General features: G+C 59.1%; 15 protein-coding genes. 11 read left to right on the top strand and 4 right to left on the bottom strand.

All coding sequences use genetic code 11. The annotated features are described in order from the left end of the window. The first annotated feature begins 199 nt into the window (after window positions 1–199). From GSQ93_RS10165 to GSQ93_RS10155, 3 genes are all read left to right on the top strand, one after another. The gene (locus GSQ93_RS10165; RefSeq protein ID WP_158935529.1) at window positions 200–1510 is read left to right on the top strand and encodes a mechanosensitive ion channel family protein; all 1311 of its coding nucleotides are present in this window, start codon (window positions 200–202) and stop codon (window positions 1508–1510) included. A gap of 257 nt (window positions 1511–1767) precedes the next feature. Next, window positions 1768–3186 carry an alpha,alpha-trehalose-phosphate synthase (UDP-forming) gene (gene otsA, locus GSQ93_RS10160; RefSeq protein ID WP_158935528.1) on the top strand — a complete coding sequence of 473 codons (1419 nt, stop codon included), beginning with the start codon at window positions 1768–1770 and terminating at the stop codon, window positions 3184–3186. 274 nt (window positions 3187–3460) lie between these two features. After that, the gene (locus tag GSQ93_RS10155; protein WP_158935527.1) at window positions 3461–4528 is read left to right on the top strand and encodes a glycosyltransferase family 4 protein; all 1068 of its coding nucleotides are present in this window, start codon (window positions 3461–3463) and stop codon (window positions 4526–4528) included. Between the two features lie 154 nt (window positions 4529–4682). On the opposite strand, the gene GSQ93_RS10150 is transcribed toward GSQ93_RS10155, so the two are convergent. From GSQ93_RS10150 to GSQ93_RS10135, 4 genes are all read right to left on the bottom strand, one after another. After that, window positions 4683–5273, bottom strand: a complete 591-nt coding sequence (locus GSQ93_RS10150) for a YSC84-related protein (RefSeq protein WP_158935526.1) — start codon at window positions 5271–5273, stop codon at window positions 4683–4685. A 380-nt stretch (window positions 5274–5653) separates the two neighbouring features. Beyond that, window positions 5654–6130, bottom strand: coding sequence for a hypothetical protein (locus tag GSQ93_RS10145; protein WP_158935525.1), 477 nt, complete (start codon window positions 6128–6130; stop codon window positions 5654–5656). A 354-nt stretch (window positions 6131–6484) separates the two neighbouring features. Next, entirely contained in the window at window positions 6485–6790 is a 306-nt protein-coding gene (locus tag GSQ93_RS10140) for a PsiF family protein (protein ID WP_158935524.1), read from the bottom strand. Between the two features lie 111 nt (window positions 6791–6901). Next, window positions 6902–7144 carry a hypothetical protein gene (locus tag GSQ93_RS10135; RefSeq protein ID WP_158935523.1) on the bottom strand — a complete coding sequence of 81 codons (243 nt, stop codon included), beginning with the start codon at window positions 7142–7144 and terminating at the stop codon, window positions 6902–6904. A 281-nt stretch (window positions 7145–7425) separates the two neighbouring features. Between GSQ93_RS10135 and GSQ93_RS10130 the strand changes: the two genes are divergently transcribed. The 8 genes from GSQ93_RS10130 to GSQ93_RS10095 all read left to right on the top strand — a co-directional run bounded on the left by GSQ93_RS10130 (window position 7426) and on the right by GSQ93_RS10095 (window position 18417). After that, window positions 7426–7707, top strand: coding sequence for a hypothetical protein (locus tag GSQ93_RS10130; RefSeq protein WP_158935522.1), 282 nt, complete (start codon window positions 7426–7428; stop codon window positions 7705–7707). A 73-nt stretch (window positions 7708–7780) separates the two neighbouring features. Beyond that, entirely contained in the window at window positions 7781–7978 is a 198-nt protein-coding gene (locus tag GSQ93_RS10125) for a hypothetical protein (RefSeq protein ID WP_158935521.1), read from the top strand. A gap of 90 nt (window positions 7979–8068) precedes the next feature. Then, on the top strand, window positions 8069–9061 hold the full coding sequence (locus tag GSQ93_RS10120; RefSeq protein WP_158935520.1) for a sugar ABC transporter substrate-binding protein: 993 nt from the start codon (window positions 8069–8071) through the stop codon (window positions 9059–9061). A gap of 371 nt (window positions 9062–9432) precedes the next feature. Next, window positions 9433–11061, top strand: a complete 1629-nt coding sequence (locus GSQ93_RS10115) for a sugar ABC transporter ATP-binding protein (protein ID WP_158935519.1) — start codon at window positions 9433–9435, stop codon at window positions 11059–11061. Window positions 11062–11368: 307 nt separating this feature from the next. Continuing rightward, window positions 11369–12448 (top strand): LacI family DNA-binding transcriptional regulator, encoded by a 1080-nt coding sequence (locus tag GSQ93_RS10110; protein ID WP_158935518.1) that lies wholly within the window; start codon window positions 11369–11371, stop codon window positions 12446–12448. A gap of 455 nt (window positions 12449–12903) precedes the next feature. Continuing rightward, the gene (locus GSQ93_RS10105; protein ID WP_158935517.1) at window positions 12904–14634 is read left to right on the top strand and encodes a methyl-accepting chemotaxis protein; all 1731 of its coding nucleotides are present in this window, start codon (window positions 12904–12906) and stop codon (window positions 14632–14634) included. A 420-nt stretch (window positions 14635–15054) separates the two neighbouring features. After that, a complete protein-coding gene (locus GSQ93_RS10100) occupies window positions 15055–15816 on the top strand; it encodes a 2-keto-4-pentenoate hydratase (RefSeq protein ID WP_158935516.1) in 762 nt (253 codons plus the stop codon). Between the two features lie 678 nt (window positions 15817–16494). Next, on the top strand, window positions 16495–18417 hold the full coding sequence (locus GSQ93_RS10095; RefSeq protein WP_158935515.1) for a PrkA family serine protein kinase: 1923 nt from the start codon (window positions 16495–16497) through the stop codon (window positions 18415–18417). Window positions 18418–18420 lie beyond the last annotated feature (3 nt).

Here is an 18420-nt window from a genome sequence, read left to right as displayed (position 1 = left end):
CTGCAATGCAATAGAATAGTCAACTCATCACGCGGCTGGCGGGTCAACCCTGTCGGCCGCTGATTTCACTGCTTTAAATCACCACTGATATCACCGCTGACGCCACTACGCTCCACGCGCACGCAGACGCAATCGGGTTTTGCACACTCCCGTCGTATCCCTCCGATATCACCTTCCAAAGGCGGATGCCACGACGACGATGATCTCTTTCGCTTCCTTCGATTTCGACTCCTTCGAGCGCATCGCTTCCGCTCCGCTTAGTACCTGGCCCGGCACGCTTGTCGTGGCGGCGCTCTCCGTGCTGTTCGCCATCGGCGTGCATCGCGTGGGCGCCCGCATCCTGATGCGCATTGCGCGGCCGTACCCGTTGATGAGCGTGGTATTGCGCTTTATCGACAAACCCGCGCTCGCGCTGCTAATCATCCTCGGCCTGGGTTTCGTGCTGGTTGAAGCTCCCGATGCACTGCCGTTCGCCGCCGCGCTGCGCGACCTGCTCACCGTGATGCTGATTGTCGCGCTGACGTGGCTTGCCGTGCGCTCAGTGGCCGCGGTGGCCGAAGCCTTGGTGCAGGCTCATCCGCTCGACAGCCAGGACAACCTGCAAGCGCGCCGGATTCACACGCAGGCTCGCGTGCTGGCGCGTTCGGTGATGGTAGTGATCGTGATCATCGGCTTTGGCGGCGCGTTGATGACGTTTCCCGCCGTGCGTCAGGTCGGCGCGAGTTTGCTGGCGTCGGCGGGCGTGGCCGGGCTGGTGGCGGGTATTGCCGCACGGCCGGTGCTCGGCAACTTGATCGCGGGATTGCAGATTGCGTTGTCGCAACCCATCCGGCTCGACGACGTCGTGGTGATCCAGGGTGAATGGGGACGGGTGGAGGAGATCACCGGCACCTATGTGTCTATCCGGATCTGGGACCAGCGGCGCATGATCGTGCCGCTGCAATGGTTTATCGAGAATCCGTTCACCAACTGGACCCGCAACAGTTCGCAGATCATTGGCACGGTGTTTTTCTACGTCGATTACCGCATGCCGCTTGCGCCAATGCGCGAAGAGCTCGAGCGGATTTTGCAGAACGCGCCGGAGTGGGACAAGCGCGTGCAAGTGCTGCAGGTCACCGACGCCACTGAAAAATCGATGCAACTTCGCGTGCTGGTCAGTTCCTTCGATTCCGGCTTGAACTGGGATCTTCGATGCCGGGTGCGCGAAGGCTTGTTGGACTTCATGCAGTCGTCGTATCCGCAATTCCTGCCGCGCACGCGTGCGGATATATCGCCGGAAGGGGAGCATGTCGATTTTGTTGCGCCGCTTGAACGCAGCATGGCGGACGGGCTTGACGGCACGGCCGGAACGATCAGGCCGCCGGCATCGAGCCGGACAGCGAACACGGAAGCCGATCCGGTAGCGAGCCGGGGAGAGCGGCACGGGCCGGCGGCATCGGCGAATTCGGCGGCGAGCACCGCACCGAGCGCGCCCGGCGGCGGCGCGGCTAAACCCGCCGACCGGCGCTGAGCAGGCGCGGTGGCATCGAGATTGCGGACAAGCTCACGCTAAGCAACAGTGAGAGACCGAGTAGCGAGGCCGCGAAGCACGCCCGGGCACGGGAGAACGCGACAATGAAATTGAACTGAGGCCGTTGCCCGGAGCCGAACGAAGAGCATCGACAGAAAAATAAACGGCTACGACCCTCGCACGTAGGTGCGCCACGAAACGTGGCCGTGCAAAAAATACACACACCCTGAACAGAATCGCAAAAAAGGAAGCCAGTAATGACCCGCCTAGTCGTTGTATCGAACCGAGTAGCTTCTCCGACAGAAACCAAAGGCTCGGCCGGCGGCCTCGCCGTGGGTGTCTTCGGCGCGCTGAAGGACAGCGGCGGCGTCTGGTTCGGCTGGAGCGGCGACGTAGTCAGCGACAGCGTAGCGAACCAGGGACCGAAACTCGAACAGGACGGCGCGGTCACGTTCGCCACCGTGGGCTTGCCGAAGAAGGACTATGACCAGTATTACCGCGGTTTTTCGAACGCGACCTTATGGCCTGTCTTCCATTATCGCAACGACCTGGCCGTCTACGACCGCGAGGAATATGCGGGATACAGACGGGTCAATTCCTGGCTGGCGCATCGTGCAATCAAGCTGCTGCAACCCGATGACGTCATCTGGGTCCACGACTATCACCTGATCCCGTTTGGCGAGGCGCTGCGGTCTGAAGGCGTGACCAACCGGATGGGCTTTTTCCTGCATATCCCGTTTCCGTCTCCGCAGATCCTGCTCAACATTCCGCCGCACGAGGAACTGGTTAAGTCGCTCTGCTGTTATGACGTCGTGGGCTTTCAGACTCCCGGCGACCAAGCTGCTTTTCATGATTACATCGTGCGGCACGCGCATGGAACAGCCACGGCCGATGGCGAAGTGGAAGCGTTCGGCCGCCGGCTTAAAACCGGCGTGTACCGTATTGGCATCTTCCCGGATGAAATCGCCGAGCAAGCCACCCGCGGCGAAGCGCGCCAAGATGTGATGGACCTGAAGCAGAGCCTGGAAGGTCGCAAACTGATCATGAGCGTAGACCGGCTGGACTATTCGAAAGGCCTGGTCGAGCGCTTCAAGGCGTTCGAGCATTTCCTCGAAAAATCGCCGGAATGGCGGGGCAATGTCACGCTGGTCCAGATCGCGCCGCCCACGCGCTCGGACGTGGATACCTACCAGCAGATCCGCCATAACCTGGAGTACGAAGCTGGGCGTATCAACGGCCGCTACTCGGGCCTCGACTACACGCCGATCCGCTACATGAACCAGCGTTATGACCGGTGGAAGCTGATGTCGCTGTTTCGTGAGTCGCAGATCGGGCTGGTTACGCCATTACGCGACGGCATGAATCTGGTCGCGAAGGAATATGTCGCGGCGCAGAATCCCGACGATCCCGGCGTGCTCGTGCTGTCGCAGTTTGCGGGTGCTGCCGACGAAATGAAGGGCGCGCTGATGGTGAATCCGCACGACATAGTCGGCATGAGCGAGGCGATTGGGCGGGCGCTCTCCATGCCGCTCGCCGAGCGCCGCGAGCGCTACGAAACCAACATGGTGATGCTCCGCAAATACGACTTGGGTGTGTGGCGCGACTCGTTTCTCGCCGACCTGCGAGGCGTGAAATTGAACAAACAGCCAAACAAGCGCCCGGCAAGCAACAAATAACAACACATGCGCCGCCGATGTAAAAAGCGGCTCGCAACGGGATATCGGCCTGAAAACCGCAGGAATTCGTCGATATTCGAGTGTTTCGCGACTGTAACAGGGTCGTGAAAGTGAAAGTTTTGCCAACATTCAGGCTTCCCCGGCCAATAATACGGTGTCGTACTCGCGCGCGCTTCGCACATCAATCTCGCGCGTGAGGGCGACCGGCGCCCGTGCCGATCACTATCACCGACTAAACATCACGGCGACGTAAGACCGAGTGGAGACGCGAACAATGAGAATTGCACAAATAGCCCCGTTAACCGAATCAGTGCCGCCCAAGCTGTATGGCGGCACGGAGCGGGTTGTTTCGTATATCACCGAAGCGCTGGTTGAACTTGGCCACGACGTGACCCTGTTCGCTTCAGGTGACTCGCAAACCAAGGCGAAGCTGGAAGCCGTGTGGCCGCGCGCGTTGCGCCTGGACCCGGCTATCCGCGACCGGATCGCTCCGCATATGCTGCTGATGGAGATGGTGCGGCGCCGCGCCGACGAGTTCGACGTGCTGCATTTCCACATGGATTACTACTCGTTCTCTCTGTTCAAGCGCCAGGACACGCCGTTCGTTACCACGCTGCACGGCCGGCTTGATTTGCCGGAGCAGCAGCCGGTCTTCAACACGTTCAATACGGCACCGGTCATCTCCATTTCGGACGCGCAACGTCATCCGTTGCCGCAGGCCAAATGGCTGACCACCGTGTATCACGGGCTGCCGGAAGACCGCTACATGCCGCAGCCGGTTGAGCAGACGTATCTGGCGTTCCTTGGGCGTATATCGCCTGAAAAACGTGTCGATACCGCCATCCGGATCGCCGGCCGCTGCGGGATGAAAATCAAGATCGCGGCGAAGGTGGACTCGGCGGACCGTGAGTACTACGAGCGCGAAATCGCACCGTTGATGGAGCTGCCGTATGTGGAATTTATCGGTGAAATTGCCGATGACCAGAAGGCCAATTTCCTTTCGGGCGCCCACGCGCTGCTGTTTCCGATCGATTGGCCAGAGCCGTTCGGGCTGGTCATGATCGAGGCGATGGCGTGCGGCACGCCGGTAATCGCGTTCAATCGCGGCTCGGTGCCGGAAGTGCTGGACGAGGGCGTGACGGGGTTCATCGTCGAGGACGAGATTGGCGCCGTGGCGGCCGTCAACCGGCTGCATACGGTGTCGCGCGAAGGCGTGCGCAAGCGCTTCGAAGAGCGTTTCACGTCGCATCGCATGGCGCAGCAGTACGTTGATGCTTATCAGGCAGTCATGCGCGCGCAGAAGCGCTCGCGCTTCAAGCTGATTGACAGCGCGACGAGTTAAAAAACGCGCTTTAAGCCGTTTCGCCAGCGTCAAAGCCAAAAAGAAAACCGCCGCGCAGCACGACCTTCTGGTCGGGCTGCGCGGCGGTTTTAACTTATGCGCGTTCGCGTTTAAATCAGGATTCAGGCCGGCTCTTGCCAGCCAAACACCCTGATCAGATCTTCAGACGCGATACCTTCGTGCCTTCCAGCGACAAGTTAGCCATCAGGCCAGCGTTCGTCAGCACGAACACTTCGACCGGCGCCGTTGCGGTGGTCGAATCGATATTGCCGTTCGCGCCCATCTTGACCAACGCGACCGATGCATCGCCGCCGACCGACCAGCCATCCGCATTGCGGAATTGGTCGAGCGCGTCCTGCGTCATGAACAGGAAGACGATCGATTTCGATTGCGCGCCGGCTTGCAGGCCGATCGACCCCGACGTCGTGCTGTAGTAGCCGACCGAGCTGCCGCCAACCCGCAACGCGCCCTTGCCGTACTGCGCCCCGACGATGAAACCTGCCGCCAGCACTGACGGGAACACGAGCACGCCGCGCGCCTTGCCAACCAGCTCACGCGAGCCGCGAGCGGTGACATAGAGGCGCTGCATGGTTGCATCGATATCCGAGTCGATTGAACGGCGTGCGTCCGCGTCGCCCGCCGTTTGTTGCGCGCCCTGGTTCGAGGTCGTCGTGCAACCCGCCAGCGCGAAGCCACCCATTGCAAGCGCGGCGGTCGATTTGATCATGAAGTTTCGTCTTTGCATCGTTTTCTCCTTCGTGGTTTTTTGGGAAACCCCATCTACGGGTGTTGCAGCATGGCGTTTTATAACACAGCACGACCGTGAGCAACATGTCATGAAATGACGCGGAGCCTTACCCCGCTTGGCTTTCGCCGTGTCAGGCAAATGCAATGTGGTAATTTTGACCTGCCCGGCCGAGATGCCGTCCGCATGAGAAAACGCTTGTTTGCGCGAAACATTCGGCTCTCACACCAGACAAAAATCGAGGACGCAAACGGCGGGCCAGCTCGGCCGGATCAATCGAATTCCGGTCAAAGTTACCCGTCAAAATAAAATGAAAAACTGCGTGAGATAGTGCAAAAAGCTTGCAGAGGTGTTGTCTCCGCGCTGCGACGCGATGGTTTTTACGGCTTGGCAATCCGTGTGGATTCATTGGCTTGCTTCGCTTTGTCGTTTTTTGTGGCGGGGCGGCGAAGGGAACGTCGAATGACGCCAATCACTGCACCCAGCAAAAACAGCGTAATCGCCGGTACGACCCAATAGCCGATAAACGCATGCCATAGATAACCAAACAGCACGCTGCGGCGAGTCGAATACTCCTCTTGCGCATCCTGGTTCTTGGTGGCATTGGCAGCGACAACGTCCGGCGGGCAGCCGGCTGTGCGCGCTTCGTCGAGGGAACCGTGGCAGCGCGAAACGGCGGGGGAGGCGCGTTGCGCGTCGGTGAACGTCCAGGTTGACAGGGAGTGCGCAAGATCCTGGGCATCGTACGCGAGCTGCTCGCGAAGCTCATTTGCCGCAACGATCATGACCGGAACCGCCCAAAAAACGATCACGACCAGCCACCGCCTGAACCAGCGGTTTTTATATCGCCATACCATCCTCGGGCCTCCGTCCGTTGCAGTGCTGCAAGCCGGCTGACTGTGGCGGACCGATGGCGCATTAGTTATTCTGGTGGGCCGCCTCCGCGCCATCTTATGAGATAAAACGCGCGCCGCGTAGCACGACCGTAGTTGCACTGCAATAAGACGGGGCGGGGTTTTCCCGGGTTCGGGACTTCACCTACGCCTGATTCATGCGGGATTCATGCGTGATTTATTCGTGGTTTATTCGTGGTTTATATCTGGATTCCTAACCGATCCACGCTTTGGAAAAACCATGAAAAAAGCCGCGTGTTCTAAGCCACGCGGCCTGAGCTGACAATCGCCAGCAATCGAACGTCACCTCGTTCCGGTTCAGCTCTTGTTGCTGAGACAGTCCTTCATGAAGGCCTTCCGGTCGTCGCCCTTCTTGCCCGTCGCCGATTTGTTGCACGCCGTCATTTTCTGCTGCTGGGTCATCGGAGCGGCGGCGGCAGGTGCTGACGAGAGGCAATCTTTCATGAAGGCCTTGCGGTCATCACCTTTCTTGCCCGTAGCCTGCGCATTGCAGGTCGTCATCTTCGATTGCTGGCTGTTATCGGCAAACGCCGGTGTTGCAGCGAAGGTCGCGCTTAAAGCGACGCCCAGTGCGAGCGTTGCCATGGTTGCCCGGATCTTCATGCGATTCTCCCTTTAAATGGATCACGTGAAACGAGGTGAAGTGCTGCGAGGTCAGGCACGTATCGTTACCGCTGCGGCATTTGCCGTTGCTTTTGCCATCATTGCCATCGTCTAGTGGCTTAATGAGGCAAACCAAGGCAAGCCATTATGGCAAAAAGCCATACAAATGCCGTACGGTTTCGAACCTAAGGAAACGAAAAACACGCGACGTCCGCGTCGTTCAAAAGACGCGCGCATTAATCGAATCGAACCGCCTAAAACCAGTTCACTCTGTTCCGGATCCGCTAATGCAGGCTTTGTAAGCTTTCTTTCACCGACGACAACGGTTTCGCGCGGGAGGCTTACAATTTCCATTTCGACCGCCCGCTTGAACAGCACATGACGCTCGATGATTTCGCGGCCGGCAACGACCGCCGCTCACAGGCATCCTCACGGGAAAGTCTCCGTTGTAGCGTCGCAACATTCGCATGAACGGTGTCACCACGCCGACAAAGCGCCTTCACAGTCTCTCCCTACACTCTTCGTGCGCTGCGTTGCAAAGCCGTGCGATCCTGTCGCTCTATTGCCTGAATTTCTACTGCCTGAGTTTCTGCTACCGTTTCTGCTACCGTTTTTGCTACCTAAAGGAGTCGCGTATGTCCCGCCCCTTGTCCGATCACTACAAAGGTTTCGAGATCACTGTCCAGGCGTTGCGCCGCGCGAAAGAGCGCGATGAGCCGGACGATGGTCCGCGACATTTCGATATCGTCGTCAACATTTCGCGCAGTGCCAGTGGCGAGAGCGGTAGATCGGAGATGTTCGGTGTGCCGGAGCAGGAACCGTTTGACAGTCCCATCGACGCGACACGAGCCGGGATTGAGTATGCGCGGGCGATCATCGATAAAAAGGTGGAAGGGGAGTCCGTCGATGAGCTGTGAACGGTTGCCACCGTTGATGCATTACGCGCAGCGCAAAAAAAGACAGCATTTGCGATAGGCAGTGGCAACGTCCATGCTAATTGGGCCGCGCAAGGCGCGCATTCACGTGGACGAAAAGCAAACCCATGCACACCCGCATGGGATCTCGCGCGATGATGAATCTGTCTATTTGAAGCGGTCGTATATCTCGATGCCCGGCACGACTGCCGAATCCCTCGGCCGGGGGCGCGATGCAACCGATACGCCCGGAATACACGCTGCCGGCAGCTGAAACCCGACACGCCGACATCCCGACACCCATCCTGTTTCATCCAATAACTGAACATCTAACAACTCAAAACGAAACCAGGAGATTTGCCGCATGAATTCACATCACAAACCTGTCAAACCTGCGCTGCGCCGCCGTTTCTTGTCGGTCGCGCTGTCATTGGGCGCGTGCGCCGCGTTGCCGTTGTCGCTGTATTCCACGGGTGCAGCTGCACAAGCCGCGCATAAGCCGAAGGTCGCCCTCGTGATGAAATCGCTGGCGAACGAGTTTTTCCTGACGATGGAAACCGGCGCCAAGGATTATCAGAAGCATAACGCCAGTCAGTTTGACCTGATCACCAACGGTATCAAGGACGAAACCGATACCGCGAACCAGATTCGCATTGTCGAGCAGATGATCGTCTCAAAGGTCGACGCGCTCGTGATCGCTCCGGCTGACTCGAAAGCGCTCGTTCCGGTCATCAAGAAGGCCGTGGATGCAGGGATTATTGTGGTGAATATCGACAACCGGCTGGACCCGGACGTGCTCAAGTCGAAGGACCTGAACGTGCCGTTCGTCGGCCCGGACAACGCGAAGGGCGCAAGGCTGGTCGGGGAGTATCTGGCGAAGCGACTCAAGGCAGGTGATGAAGTCGGCATTATCGAAGGCGTGTCGACCACGACCAACGCGCAGCAACGCACGGCCGGCTTCAAGGAAGCGATGCAAACGGGCGGCATGAAGGTCGTTGCACTGCAATCCGGAGATTGGGAAATCGACAAGGGTAATGCCGTGGCATCGCAGATCCTGAACGCGAACCCGGACATCAAGGCGCTGCTGTGCGGCAACGACAACATGGCGCTTGGCGCAGTGGCTGCCGTGCGGGCGGCCGGCAAAGCGGGCAAGGTTCAGGTGGTGGGTTATGACAACATCAACGCCATCAAGCCGATGCTCGCCGACGGGCGGATTCTTGCAACTGCCGATCAATACGCCGCAAAACAGGCGGTATTTGGTATCGACACGGCTTTGAAGGCGATTTCCGAGCATAAGAAACAGTCGGAATTGTCGGGCATAGTGGAAACACCAGTGGTCCTGATTACCAAAAAATAGGTATTACAGGCATAGGGTATCGATTTGTCTGCTTAAATCTTAAGAAACGGGCGCCGCTGCCGATAAACGAGAGAATGGGATGATCAACTCGTTTTTCGATGAGTAGCCAAGCGGAGCCGGGAATCGTGTATCTGAACTTAGTAGGCAGGGTAGTTGGACGAAAATCGGACCAAATTGGGCCGATTTGGCTAGTTGAGGTTTTGCGAACAGACCCGTCTGCAAACGATTGCGATCGGACCCTTGGTGGAATCGAAGCATCGCTTTATTGAGGTTCACAGGGTCTGCGAAGCCCGGTTTGTGGCCGGGCGCAGCGAGAAGGGCGCGCGTTTAGAGGATTTAGAGAACGCAGCGGCTTGTCGCCGGAGAAGAGGATGGACGACAGAGTGGAAACCGCGCCCGTTCTGACGGTGAGCGGTATAGGCAAGACCTACGTGGAACCGGTTTTATCCGATGTCACGCTGGATCTGCATGCCGGCGAAGTCCTTGCATTGACCGGGGAAAACGGCGCCGGGAAAAGCACGCTGTCCAAGATCATTGGCGGCCTGGTTGATCCGACGACTGGCACCATGACCTTGGGTGGAGCGCCTTACACACCGGCTAGCCGCAAGGAGGCAGAAGCGCTGGGCGTGCGCATGGTGATGCAGGAATTGAACCTGTTGCCTACGTTGTCGGTGGCGGAAAACTTGTTCCTGAACCGCTTGCCGCAGCGCAAGGGATTCAAATTTGGCTGGATCGACCGGGCGGCGCTGCGCGAGGACGCGCGCCACGCGATGCAGCAGGTCGGGCTTGACGCAATCGACCCCGATACGCTCGTGGGCGAACTGGGGATCGGGCATCAGCAGATGGTGGAAATCGCGCGGAACCTGATTGGCGATTGCCGCGTGCTGATTCTCGACGAACCCACCGCCATGCTGACGGCGCGCGAAGTGGACCTGCTGTTCGAGCAGGTCGAGCGCTTGAAAGCGCGGGGCGTGGCGCTGGTGTATATCTCGCACCGGCTGGAAGAACTCAAGCGGATCGCCGGGCGCGCAGCCGTGCTGCGCGATGGCAAGCTGGTTCACATCGACGCCATGCAGAACCTCACTAGCGACCGCCTCGTCACGCTCATGGTGGGGCGTGACATAGGCGAGCGGATCGATCTGGGCGAGCGAAAAATTCGCGACGTCGCGCTGAAAGTGGCCGGCATGAGCCGCGGCCAGGTCGTCCGCGACGTGTCGTTCGAGGTGAAAGCGGGCGAGATTTTCGGCATCAGCGGGTTAATCGGCGCGGGCCGCACGGAACTGATGCGGCTGATCTACGGCGCGGATCGGGCCGATAGCGGCGTGGTGTCGGTCGCGCACGAAGGTGCTGCGCTGATGCCGGTGAAGATCACGTCGCCTGCGGACGCGGTGAAGAACGGCATTGCGCTGATCACCGAGGATCGCAAGGACGAGGGTTTGCTGCTGCCGCAGCCGATTGCCGCGAATATTTCGCTCGGCAATATCGGCGCGGTATCGAGCAGGGGTTTTGTCGATGGACAGCGTGAAGCGGCGCTGGCGCAAAAACAGATCGACGCGATGCATATCCGCGCCGCAGGTCCGTCGCAACCGGTGTCGGAGTTGTCGGGCGGCAACCAGCAAAAGGTGGTGATCGGCCGCTGGCTCGCACGCGACTCAACCGTGCTTCTGTTCGATGAACCCACGCGCGGCATCGATGTCGGCGCGAAGTTTGATATTTATGCGCTGATGGGCGCGCTGGCGCTGGAAGGGCGGGCGCTGGTGGTGGTGTCCAGCGATCTGCGCGAACTGATGCTGATTTGCGACCGGATCGGGGTGATGTCGGCGGGACGGATGACGGGGGTTTTCGAACGGGACACATGGTCGCAGGACGCGCTGTTGGCAGCTGCTTTCGCCGGTTACGCGAAACGCGACGAAATCCTCCAGGAACCCATCGTGCCGGACGCCAAGGCGCCGCCTCAGGAGGCTCAGCAGTCTGAGCCAGGCGCGGCGGATCGGCAGTGAAGCGCTGAACCGGCACACCGAAAATTTTTGAAGCAGTTGAAACACGGCAGCCAAAGCAGTTGAATCAGGTAATGCGCGGGTGCAAAAGCGGCAAAAAGCTGTGGCGCCCGTGAAGCATGAAAGCCGGCGCGGGGAAACGCCGGCGGGCGGTCGTCATTCGCAATGGCCGCCCACAGGCAGGCGTACTACGTTAGACCAAGCAGGCAACCGGAAACGCAAGGCTAGAGGGCAGCGCAGTGGGATGCGCGTTGCGGGGGCCAATTAAGAAGAGCAAGAAGCAAGAACAAGTCAGAGAGAAGGACCAAGTATGGCGACGATCAAAGATGTAGCAGCCATTGCGGGCGTATCGTTCACTACGGTGTCTCATGTCGTGAACAACTCGCGGCCCGTGTCGGCTGAGGTGCGGCTGAAGGTGGAGCGCGCGATCGTGCAACTCGATTACGTGCCCTCGGCGGTGGCGCGTTCTCTCAAGGCGCGTAATACGCTCACCATCGGCTTGCTGGTGCCGAACGCGACCAACCCGTACTTCGCGGAACTGGCGCGAGGGGTGGAAGACGGGTGCGCGAAGAACGGCTATTGCATGTTCTTCTGCAATTCGGATGACGACCCCGCCAAGCAGCGCAGCTACTTGCGTGTCCTGCAGGAAAAACGCATCGACGGGCTGGTGATTGCGTCAGCGGGAGAAGATGCGGTGCTGGCGCAAAGCCTGGCCGGTTCGCGTGAACCGCTGGTGATCCTGGACCGGAATATTGAAGGCGTATCGGCGGATCTGGTGCAGATCGACCACGAGAAGGGCGGCTATCTGGCTACGCGCCACTTGCTGCAACTCGGCCACTCGCGGGTTGGCTGTATCACCGGTCCCATTGCCACGGCGGTCAGCGCGATGCGCGTCCACGGATTTATCCGTGCAATGGCGGAGCGCGGCATCGAGATCGAACCGAACGCCATTCAGCAGAGCGCGTTTTCAGCGACCGGCGGTTACGAAGCGGCTTCCCAGCTCTTCGATACCCTCAGGCCTACCGGTATTTTTGCGTGCAACGACATGATGGGCGTCGGTGCATTGCGGGCGGCGGCGGAGCGGGGTATAAACGTGCCGCGCGACTGTTCAATCATCGGTTTCGACGATATCGAATTGAGCCGATACACCTATCCGGCGTTGTCGACGGTGGGGCAATCGGTGCGCGAACTCGGCGAGCTCGCGGCGCAGACGCTGATCGACCGGATCGCGGGCAAGGTGCCGGCGACCACGCGACGGCGCGTCGTCACGCCGCGCATGATCCTGCGTGAGTCGACGGCAGTTGTGCCGGAAGTGTTGCCGCTGACTTATCGGAAAGATGTGGCGGCGAATTCCGTGGCGTTGGGCCAGGGTAAAACCGAGAAGGCCTGAAGCAGGCAGAGCACGGTCGCATTCGGGGTTTTGCCTGGCGTCGGCAAAACCCCGATTGGTGGCGCTTTGGCTGAGCGTCCACTCATAGAAAAGAGCAAGAAACCATCACGTCCGGCAGCATCCTGACCTCTTCGTGTTTCTCCTTTTTTCCTCTTTCTCCCGAATCAATACCTCAACCGATTCCGCTCTCGGCCATAAATCCGATGATGCGATTCATCATGAATCGTTTACAACAAACGCATTAATGCGATCCTTTGCTGAATAACGCGCACCTAAAGTTCTCAGGGTAAATCATTAGACGAAATAACATTTCATGAATTTCCTCAAGTGCGTCGTTCGCACGCCGTAAAAGATGTCCAAGCAGGCGAATCTGGCCTTGTTCCGAATTGCGATTCCGAATCGCGATTCCAGACCGCGCCGTGCCGACATTTTTATAAGCAGCTCCGGGGAAAATCATGAATATGAGTTTAACGATCAAGGCGCGTCTCGGTCTGACGATGGCATTTCTGGGGCTACTTCTGGTAGCAATCGGCGGATTGGGGCTTTACGGGATGACCCAGGCGAACCGGTCCTATCGCGACACGTTCGAGAACCAGATGCCGAGCGCGAACGCCGTTAGCAACGCGGAGCTTTATACGGCCCGCGAACGGCTCATATTCGATCGGGCGGCGTTTCTTGCCGGGACGCCGGAAGTAGCGGCGACTATCGAGCGCGGCGGCATGATGCGCAGCCGTGCCAACGATTACTGGAAAAAATACACCGAGCTGCCGCAGGACGCGACCGAAAGGCAACTCGCCGATGCGTCCAACGCCAAGCGCCTCGCGCTGCAAAAGGTGATCGACAGCGGCTATGACGCGGTCAGGGCGAATGACCAGGCGCGGATCGTAGAGACAGCCAAAGCGATGCAGGTCGCATACGGCGAGCTTTCGACAGCCAACGACGCGCTGCGCACATTCCAGTTCGACGGCGCGAGGCACGGCTACGACGCAGCCCAATCGGCCGCGGCGACATTTCGCACGTTGAGCCTGATTGCCATCCTGGCCGGACTGGCCGCCGCCGCGTTTTCGTGGGTTGCGTTACGCCGCGCGATTGGCCGGCCGCTGGATGCCGCGCTCGAACATTTCGAAGCCATCGCAGCCGGTGATCTGCGCGGCAAGGTGGTCGCCACCTCGCGCGACGAAATGGGCCTGCTGATGCAAGGTCTTGCACGGATGCAGGCCAGTCTCGTCGGAACGGTTCGCAGCGTACGCTCGGGCAGCGAATCCATCGCCACGGCGACCAAGCAGATCGCGGCGGGCAATATCGACTTGTCGTCGCGGACGGAAGAACAGGCGTCGGCGCTGCAGGAAACCGCGTCGAGCATGGACGAACTGACCGGCACGGTAAAGCAGAACGCCGATAACGCCCGGCAGGCCAGTTCGCTTGCCGCCAACGCGTCGGAGATCGCGAACAAGGGCAGCCGCGTGGTGGCCCAGGTGGTCGACACCATGGGCGATATCAATCAGAGTTCGGCGAAGATCGCGGACATTATTACGATCATCGAAGGGATTGCGTTCCAGACCAATATCCTGGCGCTGAACGCGGCCGTGGAAGCTGCGCGGGCCGGGGAAGAAGGGCGCGGTTTTGCCGTCGTGGCAGGCGAGGTGCGCAACCTCGCTCAACGTTCGTCGGCAGCGGCTAAGGAGATCAAGGGTCTTATCGATACCTCAGTCAAGCGCGTGCAATCGGGGACATCGCTGGTCGACGAAGCCGGCCGCACGATGAACGAGATTATCGGCGCGGTGCAACGTGTCACCGACATCATGGGCGAGATCGCGGCGGCGTCGCAGGAGCAGAGCAGCGGCATTGAACAAGTGGCGCGCGCGGTTACGCAGATGGACGAAGTGACGCAGCAGAACGCGGCGCTGGTCGAGGAGGCAGCGGCGGCGGCGCAATCGCTGGAGGATCAGGCAGCGAAGTTGCGGCAGGCTGTGGCGGTATTTCAACTTGAGGACGACAGCGCGGTCGAAGCAGCGTTCAGCCACGCTGCGGCGCGGCCTGGGTCATCCGCGGCAGCAAAGTCGCGGCTGACCGTTCCAGCGAAGCCGCGGCGCGCAGCGCCGGCAACGACGCTGGCTAAAGCGCCCGTCGCGGTACGGCCGGTGGCGGCTGCGGCGGCTGCCGCCGGTGACTGGCAAACTTTCTGATCAGTTGAGTGAGTTTATTGAGTCAAACGCGCTCCGCGAACCTGGTTTGCGGAGCGCGTTTTTATTGATCGCGAGCGGTTTGCTTTAACCCGATTAACTCACGCTCTCACAGCCCCTCCCTCGCGCGGTTGGGTTGGCGCGTCTTATAGGCGCTCCTGGCGTCCAGAGCGCACCTAGCAAGGCAAACCTGCGACTAGGGCCCGATCAGCGCGTGCGCATCGGGCCCGGATACAACCTTCCGTCAACACACAAGAACCCACCGCGCCCAGCGGCGCACTCGTCAAGCAATCGCCATCGCGGAACCCCTATTGTCCCTACCCGAACTCGCGATGCAGGCGGACTTCCCCGTACACTGAGCGCACTTCGTTCATCCTTCAAGGGATTAGAACGCGTTTCGATCACCACCACAGGACGCTTGCCATGACCGGATCCACCCTTGCCGCACAGCTCGTTCAGGCCCGCCGCCAGCGCACTCAGATAGAAGACCTCGAGTCAGTCGATATCCCCGCCGACGCCGAAGCGGCTTACGCCATCCAGCACGAAGTTCTGACCCTTTCCGGCGCGCGAATTGGCGCGTGGAAAGTCGGCGCGCGTGCCCCCGGCGCACTGGCGAACACGGCGCCCATTGACGCGGAACTCGTCCACACTTCGCCGGCGCGCATTGCGCACGCCTCGTTTTTTCGTGCGCTGATTGAACTCGAGATCGCGTTTCGTTTTTCGTACGCGTTACCGCCCCGTGAAGAACCTTACAGCCGCAGCGAAGTGCTTGCGGCGCTGGGCAGCATGGCCGTCGCGCTTGAGGTGGTCGATAGCCGCTTCGCGCAATGGCCAAACCTCGCGACACTGGCACAACTTGCCGATTCGCAGAACAACGGGGCACTCGTCGTTGGCAAGATGGAGCCGTATGACGTGATTGCCCCTAACTTCGATTTCCTTTCTCCGCTGCTCGAACTGTCTGTTGATGGCGTGTCGATCGTGCCGCCGAGCACCGGCAATCCGGCTGGCGATCCCCGGGAACTGCTGGTGTGGTTCGTCAACCATTGCAGCACGCACGGACATACCGTCCAGCCGTTCTGGACCATCACCACCGGCTCCTACACGGGCGCACGGCGGATCGAAGGGCCATGCGTGATAAGCGGCCGGGTGGACCGGATTGGTGACATCGAACTGACGCTGGAATGACATTTTTGCGGCCTTTCAACGCACCGTGACAGGGGCGTGCGGAGATATTCATGCGCGCCTGTTACATCAAAAAAGCACTCATTCGAGTGCTTTTTTTGCGTCTAAATCCCTGTCTGCCGAGCGGGTATATCCGGAGCATAAGCGAGCTATAAGCGGTCAACGGATGCGCGTGCGCATCGTTTAGTAAGAGAGGCGCATTGCGTTTGAGACGCCTGCAATCGAATGGCATTGCAGAGTCGATGTCAAAAAAACGCACTGGACGTTGCATCGTTCCGGCGCTACGAAGCGTATATGGGATAACCGGTGGATAACTTGTGGATGAGCGGGGGACAACACTGGGACAACTCAGCATGAGCGCGGCATAAGCGCTCAATGCATAAATGCGGGCAACGCTGAACCGTCGGCAGCAGCAGTCAGTGGGTTAGGCTGCCAGCATGTCGCATGGGTCCGGGGCTTGTACAGCAAGGCTATGCAGCCAATGCGGAGAACGTTTCGCGAGTCGGGATGATGATTGTAGGTGAACGAAAATATTCCACCAAGCTAGGAATACTTCGAAGCAAATCAACAACGCATTTGCATGAAAAAAAATTCGAATAGGTTTAGGATGAACTGAAGCGATGTTGTTCTGATTAGGCGCGCCGCGCACACATTGCTTTCTGACTTCGGCGAGGAGGTAGCATGGATATCTACAGCAGTTTCGCGACCCGCTTCGAAAAAACCCGCGAGGAGGAATTCTCGCTCGAAGAGTATCTCGCGCTCTGCAAAGACGATCCTGCAACGTATGCAACAGCGGGCGAACGGATGTTGTCGGCCATCGGGGAACCGGAGTCCGTCGACACTCGTACCGATCCGCGCTTATCGCGTGTGTTTGCAAACAAGGTCATCAAGGTGTATCCGGCGTTCCGTGAGTTCTACGGAATGGAGGAAGTGATCGAGCAAGTGGTGTCGTACTTCAGACATGCTGCTCAGGGTCTTGAAGAGAAGAAACAGATTCTGTATTTGCTGGGGCCGGTGGGCGGTGGCAAGTCATCTATTGCCGAACGTCTGAAGCAACTCGCCGAGCGTGTTCCGTTCTATTCAATCAAGGGTTCGCCCGTTAATGAGTCGCCGCTTGGGCTGTTCGATTACGACGAAGACGGCCCTATACTCGAAGAGCAATACGGCATCCCGCGCCGTTATCTCAAGAACATCCTGAGCCCGTGGGCAGTGAAGCGCCTTCACGAATTCAATGGCGACATCCGCAAGTTTCGCATCGTTCGCCGTTATCCCTCCATCCTGCGCCAGATCGGTATCGCCAAGACCGAACCGGGCGATGAGAACAATCAGGACATCTCGTCACTCGTCGGCAAGGTCGACATTCGCAAGCTCGAAACTTTTTCGCAAGACGACGCTGACGCCTACAGCTATTCCGGCGGCTTGTGTCTCGCGAACCAGGGCTTGCTTGAATTCGTCGAAATGTTCAAGGCTCCGATCAAGGTGCTGCACCCGCTGCTCACCGCTACCCAGGAAGGCAACTTCAAGGGCACGGAAGGCTTCGGTGCAATCCCGTTCGACGGCGTGGTCCTGGCTCACTCGAACGAGTCGGAATGGAAGACTTTCCGCAATAACAAGAACAACGAAGCACTGCTCGATCGTATCTTCGTGGTCAAGGTGCCGTACTGCCTGCGCTACAGCGAAGAGATGAAGATCTACGAGAAGCTGCTGCGTAATTCTTCGTTGACGAACGCAGTTTGCGCGCCGGGCACGTTGAAGATGATGGCGCAAATGGCCGTGCTCACGCGTCTGCATGAGCCGGAAAACTCCAGCCTCTTTTCGAAGATGCAGGTCTACGATGGCGACAACCTGAAGGACACGGACCCGAAGGCAAAGTCGTTCCAGGAGTACCGCGATTTTGCGGGTGTCGATGAAGGCATGAACGGCGTTTCAACCCGGTTCGCGTTCAAGATTCTTTCCCGGGTATTCAACTTCGATTCCGCTGAAGTCGCGGCCAATCCGGTGCACCTGATGTACGTGCTCGAACAGCAGATCGAACGCGAGCAATTCCCGCCGGAAACCGAACAGAAATACCTGTCGTTCATCAAGGACGTCCTGGCGTCGCGGTATGCCGAGTTCATTGGCAAGGAGATTCAGACCGCGTACCTGGAATCGTATTCGGAGTACGGGCAAAACATCTTCGACCGTTACGTCACGTACGCCGATTTCTGGATCCAGGACCAGGAATTCCGCGATCACGATACGGGAGAAAGTTTCGACCGGGCTTCGTTGAATGCGGAACTCGAGAAGATCGAGAAACCGGCTGGCATCAGCAACCCGAAGGACTTCCGCAACGAGATCGTGAACTTCGTGCTGCGGGCTCGGGCCGCGAATGGCGGCAAGAATCCGGCGTGGATCAGCTACGAGAAGTTGCGCGTGGTGATCGAGAAGAAGATGTTCTCGAACACGGAGGAGCTGCTGCCGGTGATCTCGTTCAACGCCAAAGGATCGGCGGAAGAACAGCGCAAGCATGAAGACTTCGTCAACCGCATGGTCGCGAAGGGCTACACGCCGAAGCAGGTTCGGCTGCTCTGCGACTGGTATCTCCGGGTACGGAAGTCGTCCTGATGC

Source organism: Burkholderia sp. S171 (assembly GCF_009766085.1).
Classification (GTDB): domain Bacteria; phylum Pseudomonadota; class Gammaproteobacteria; order Burkholderiales; family Burkholderiaceae; genus Caballeronia.
This window is presented reverse-complemented; position numbering and strand designations above follow the sequence as displayed.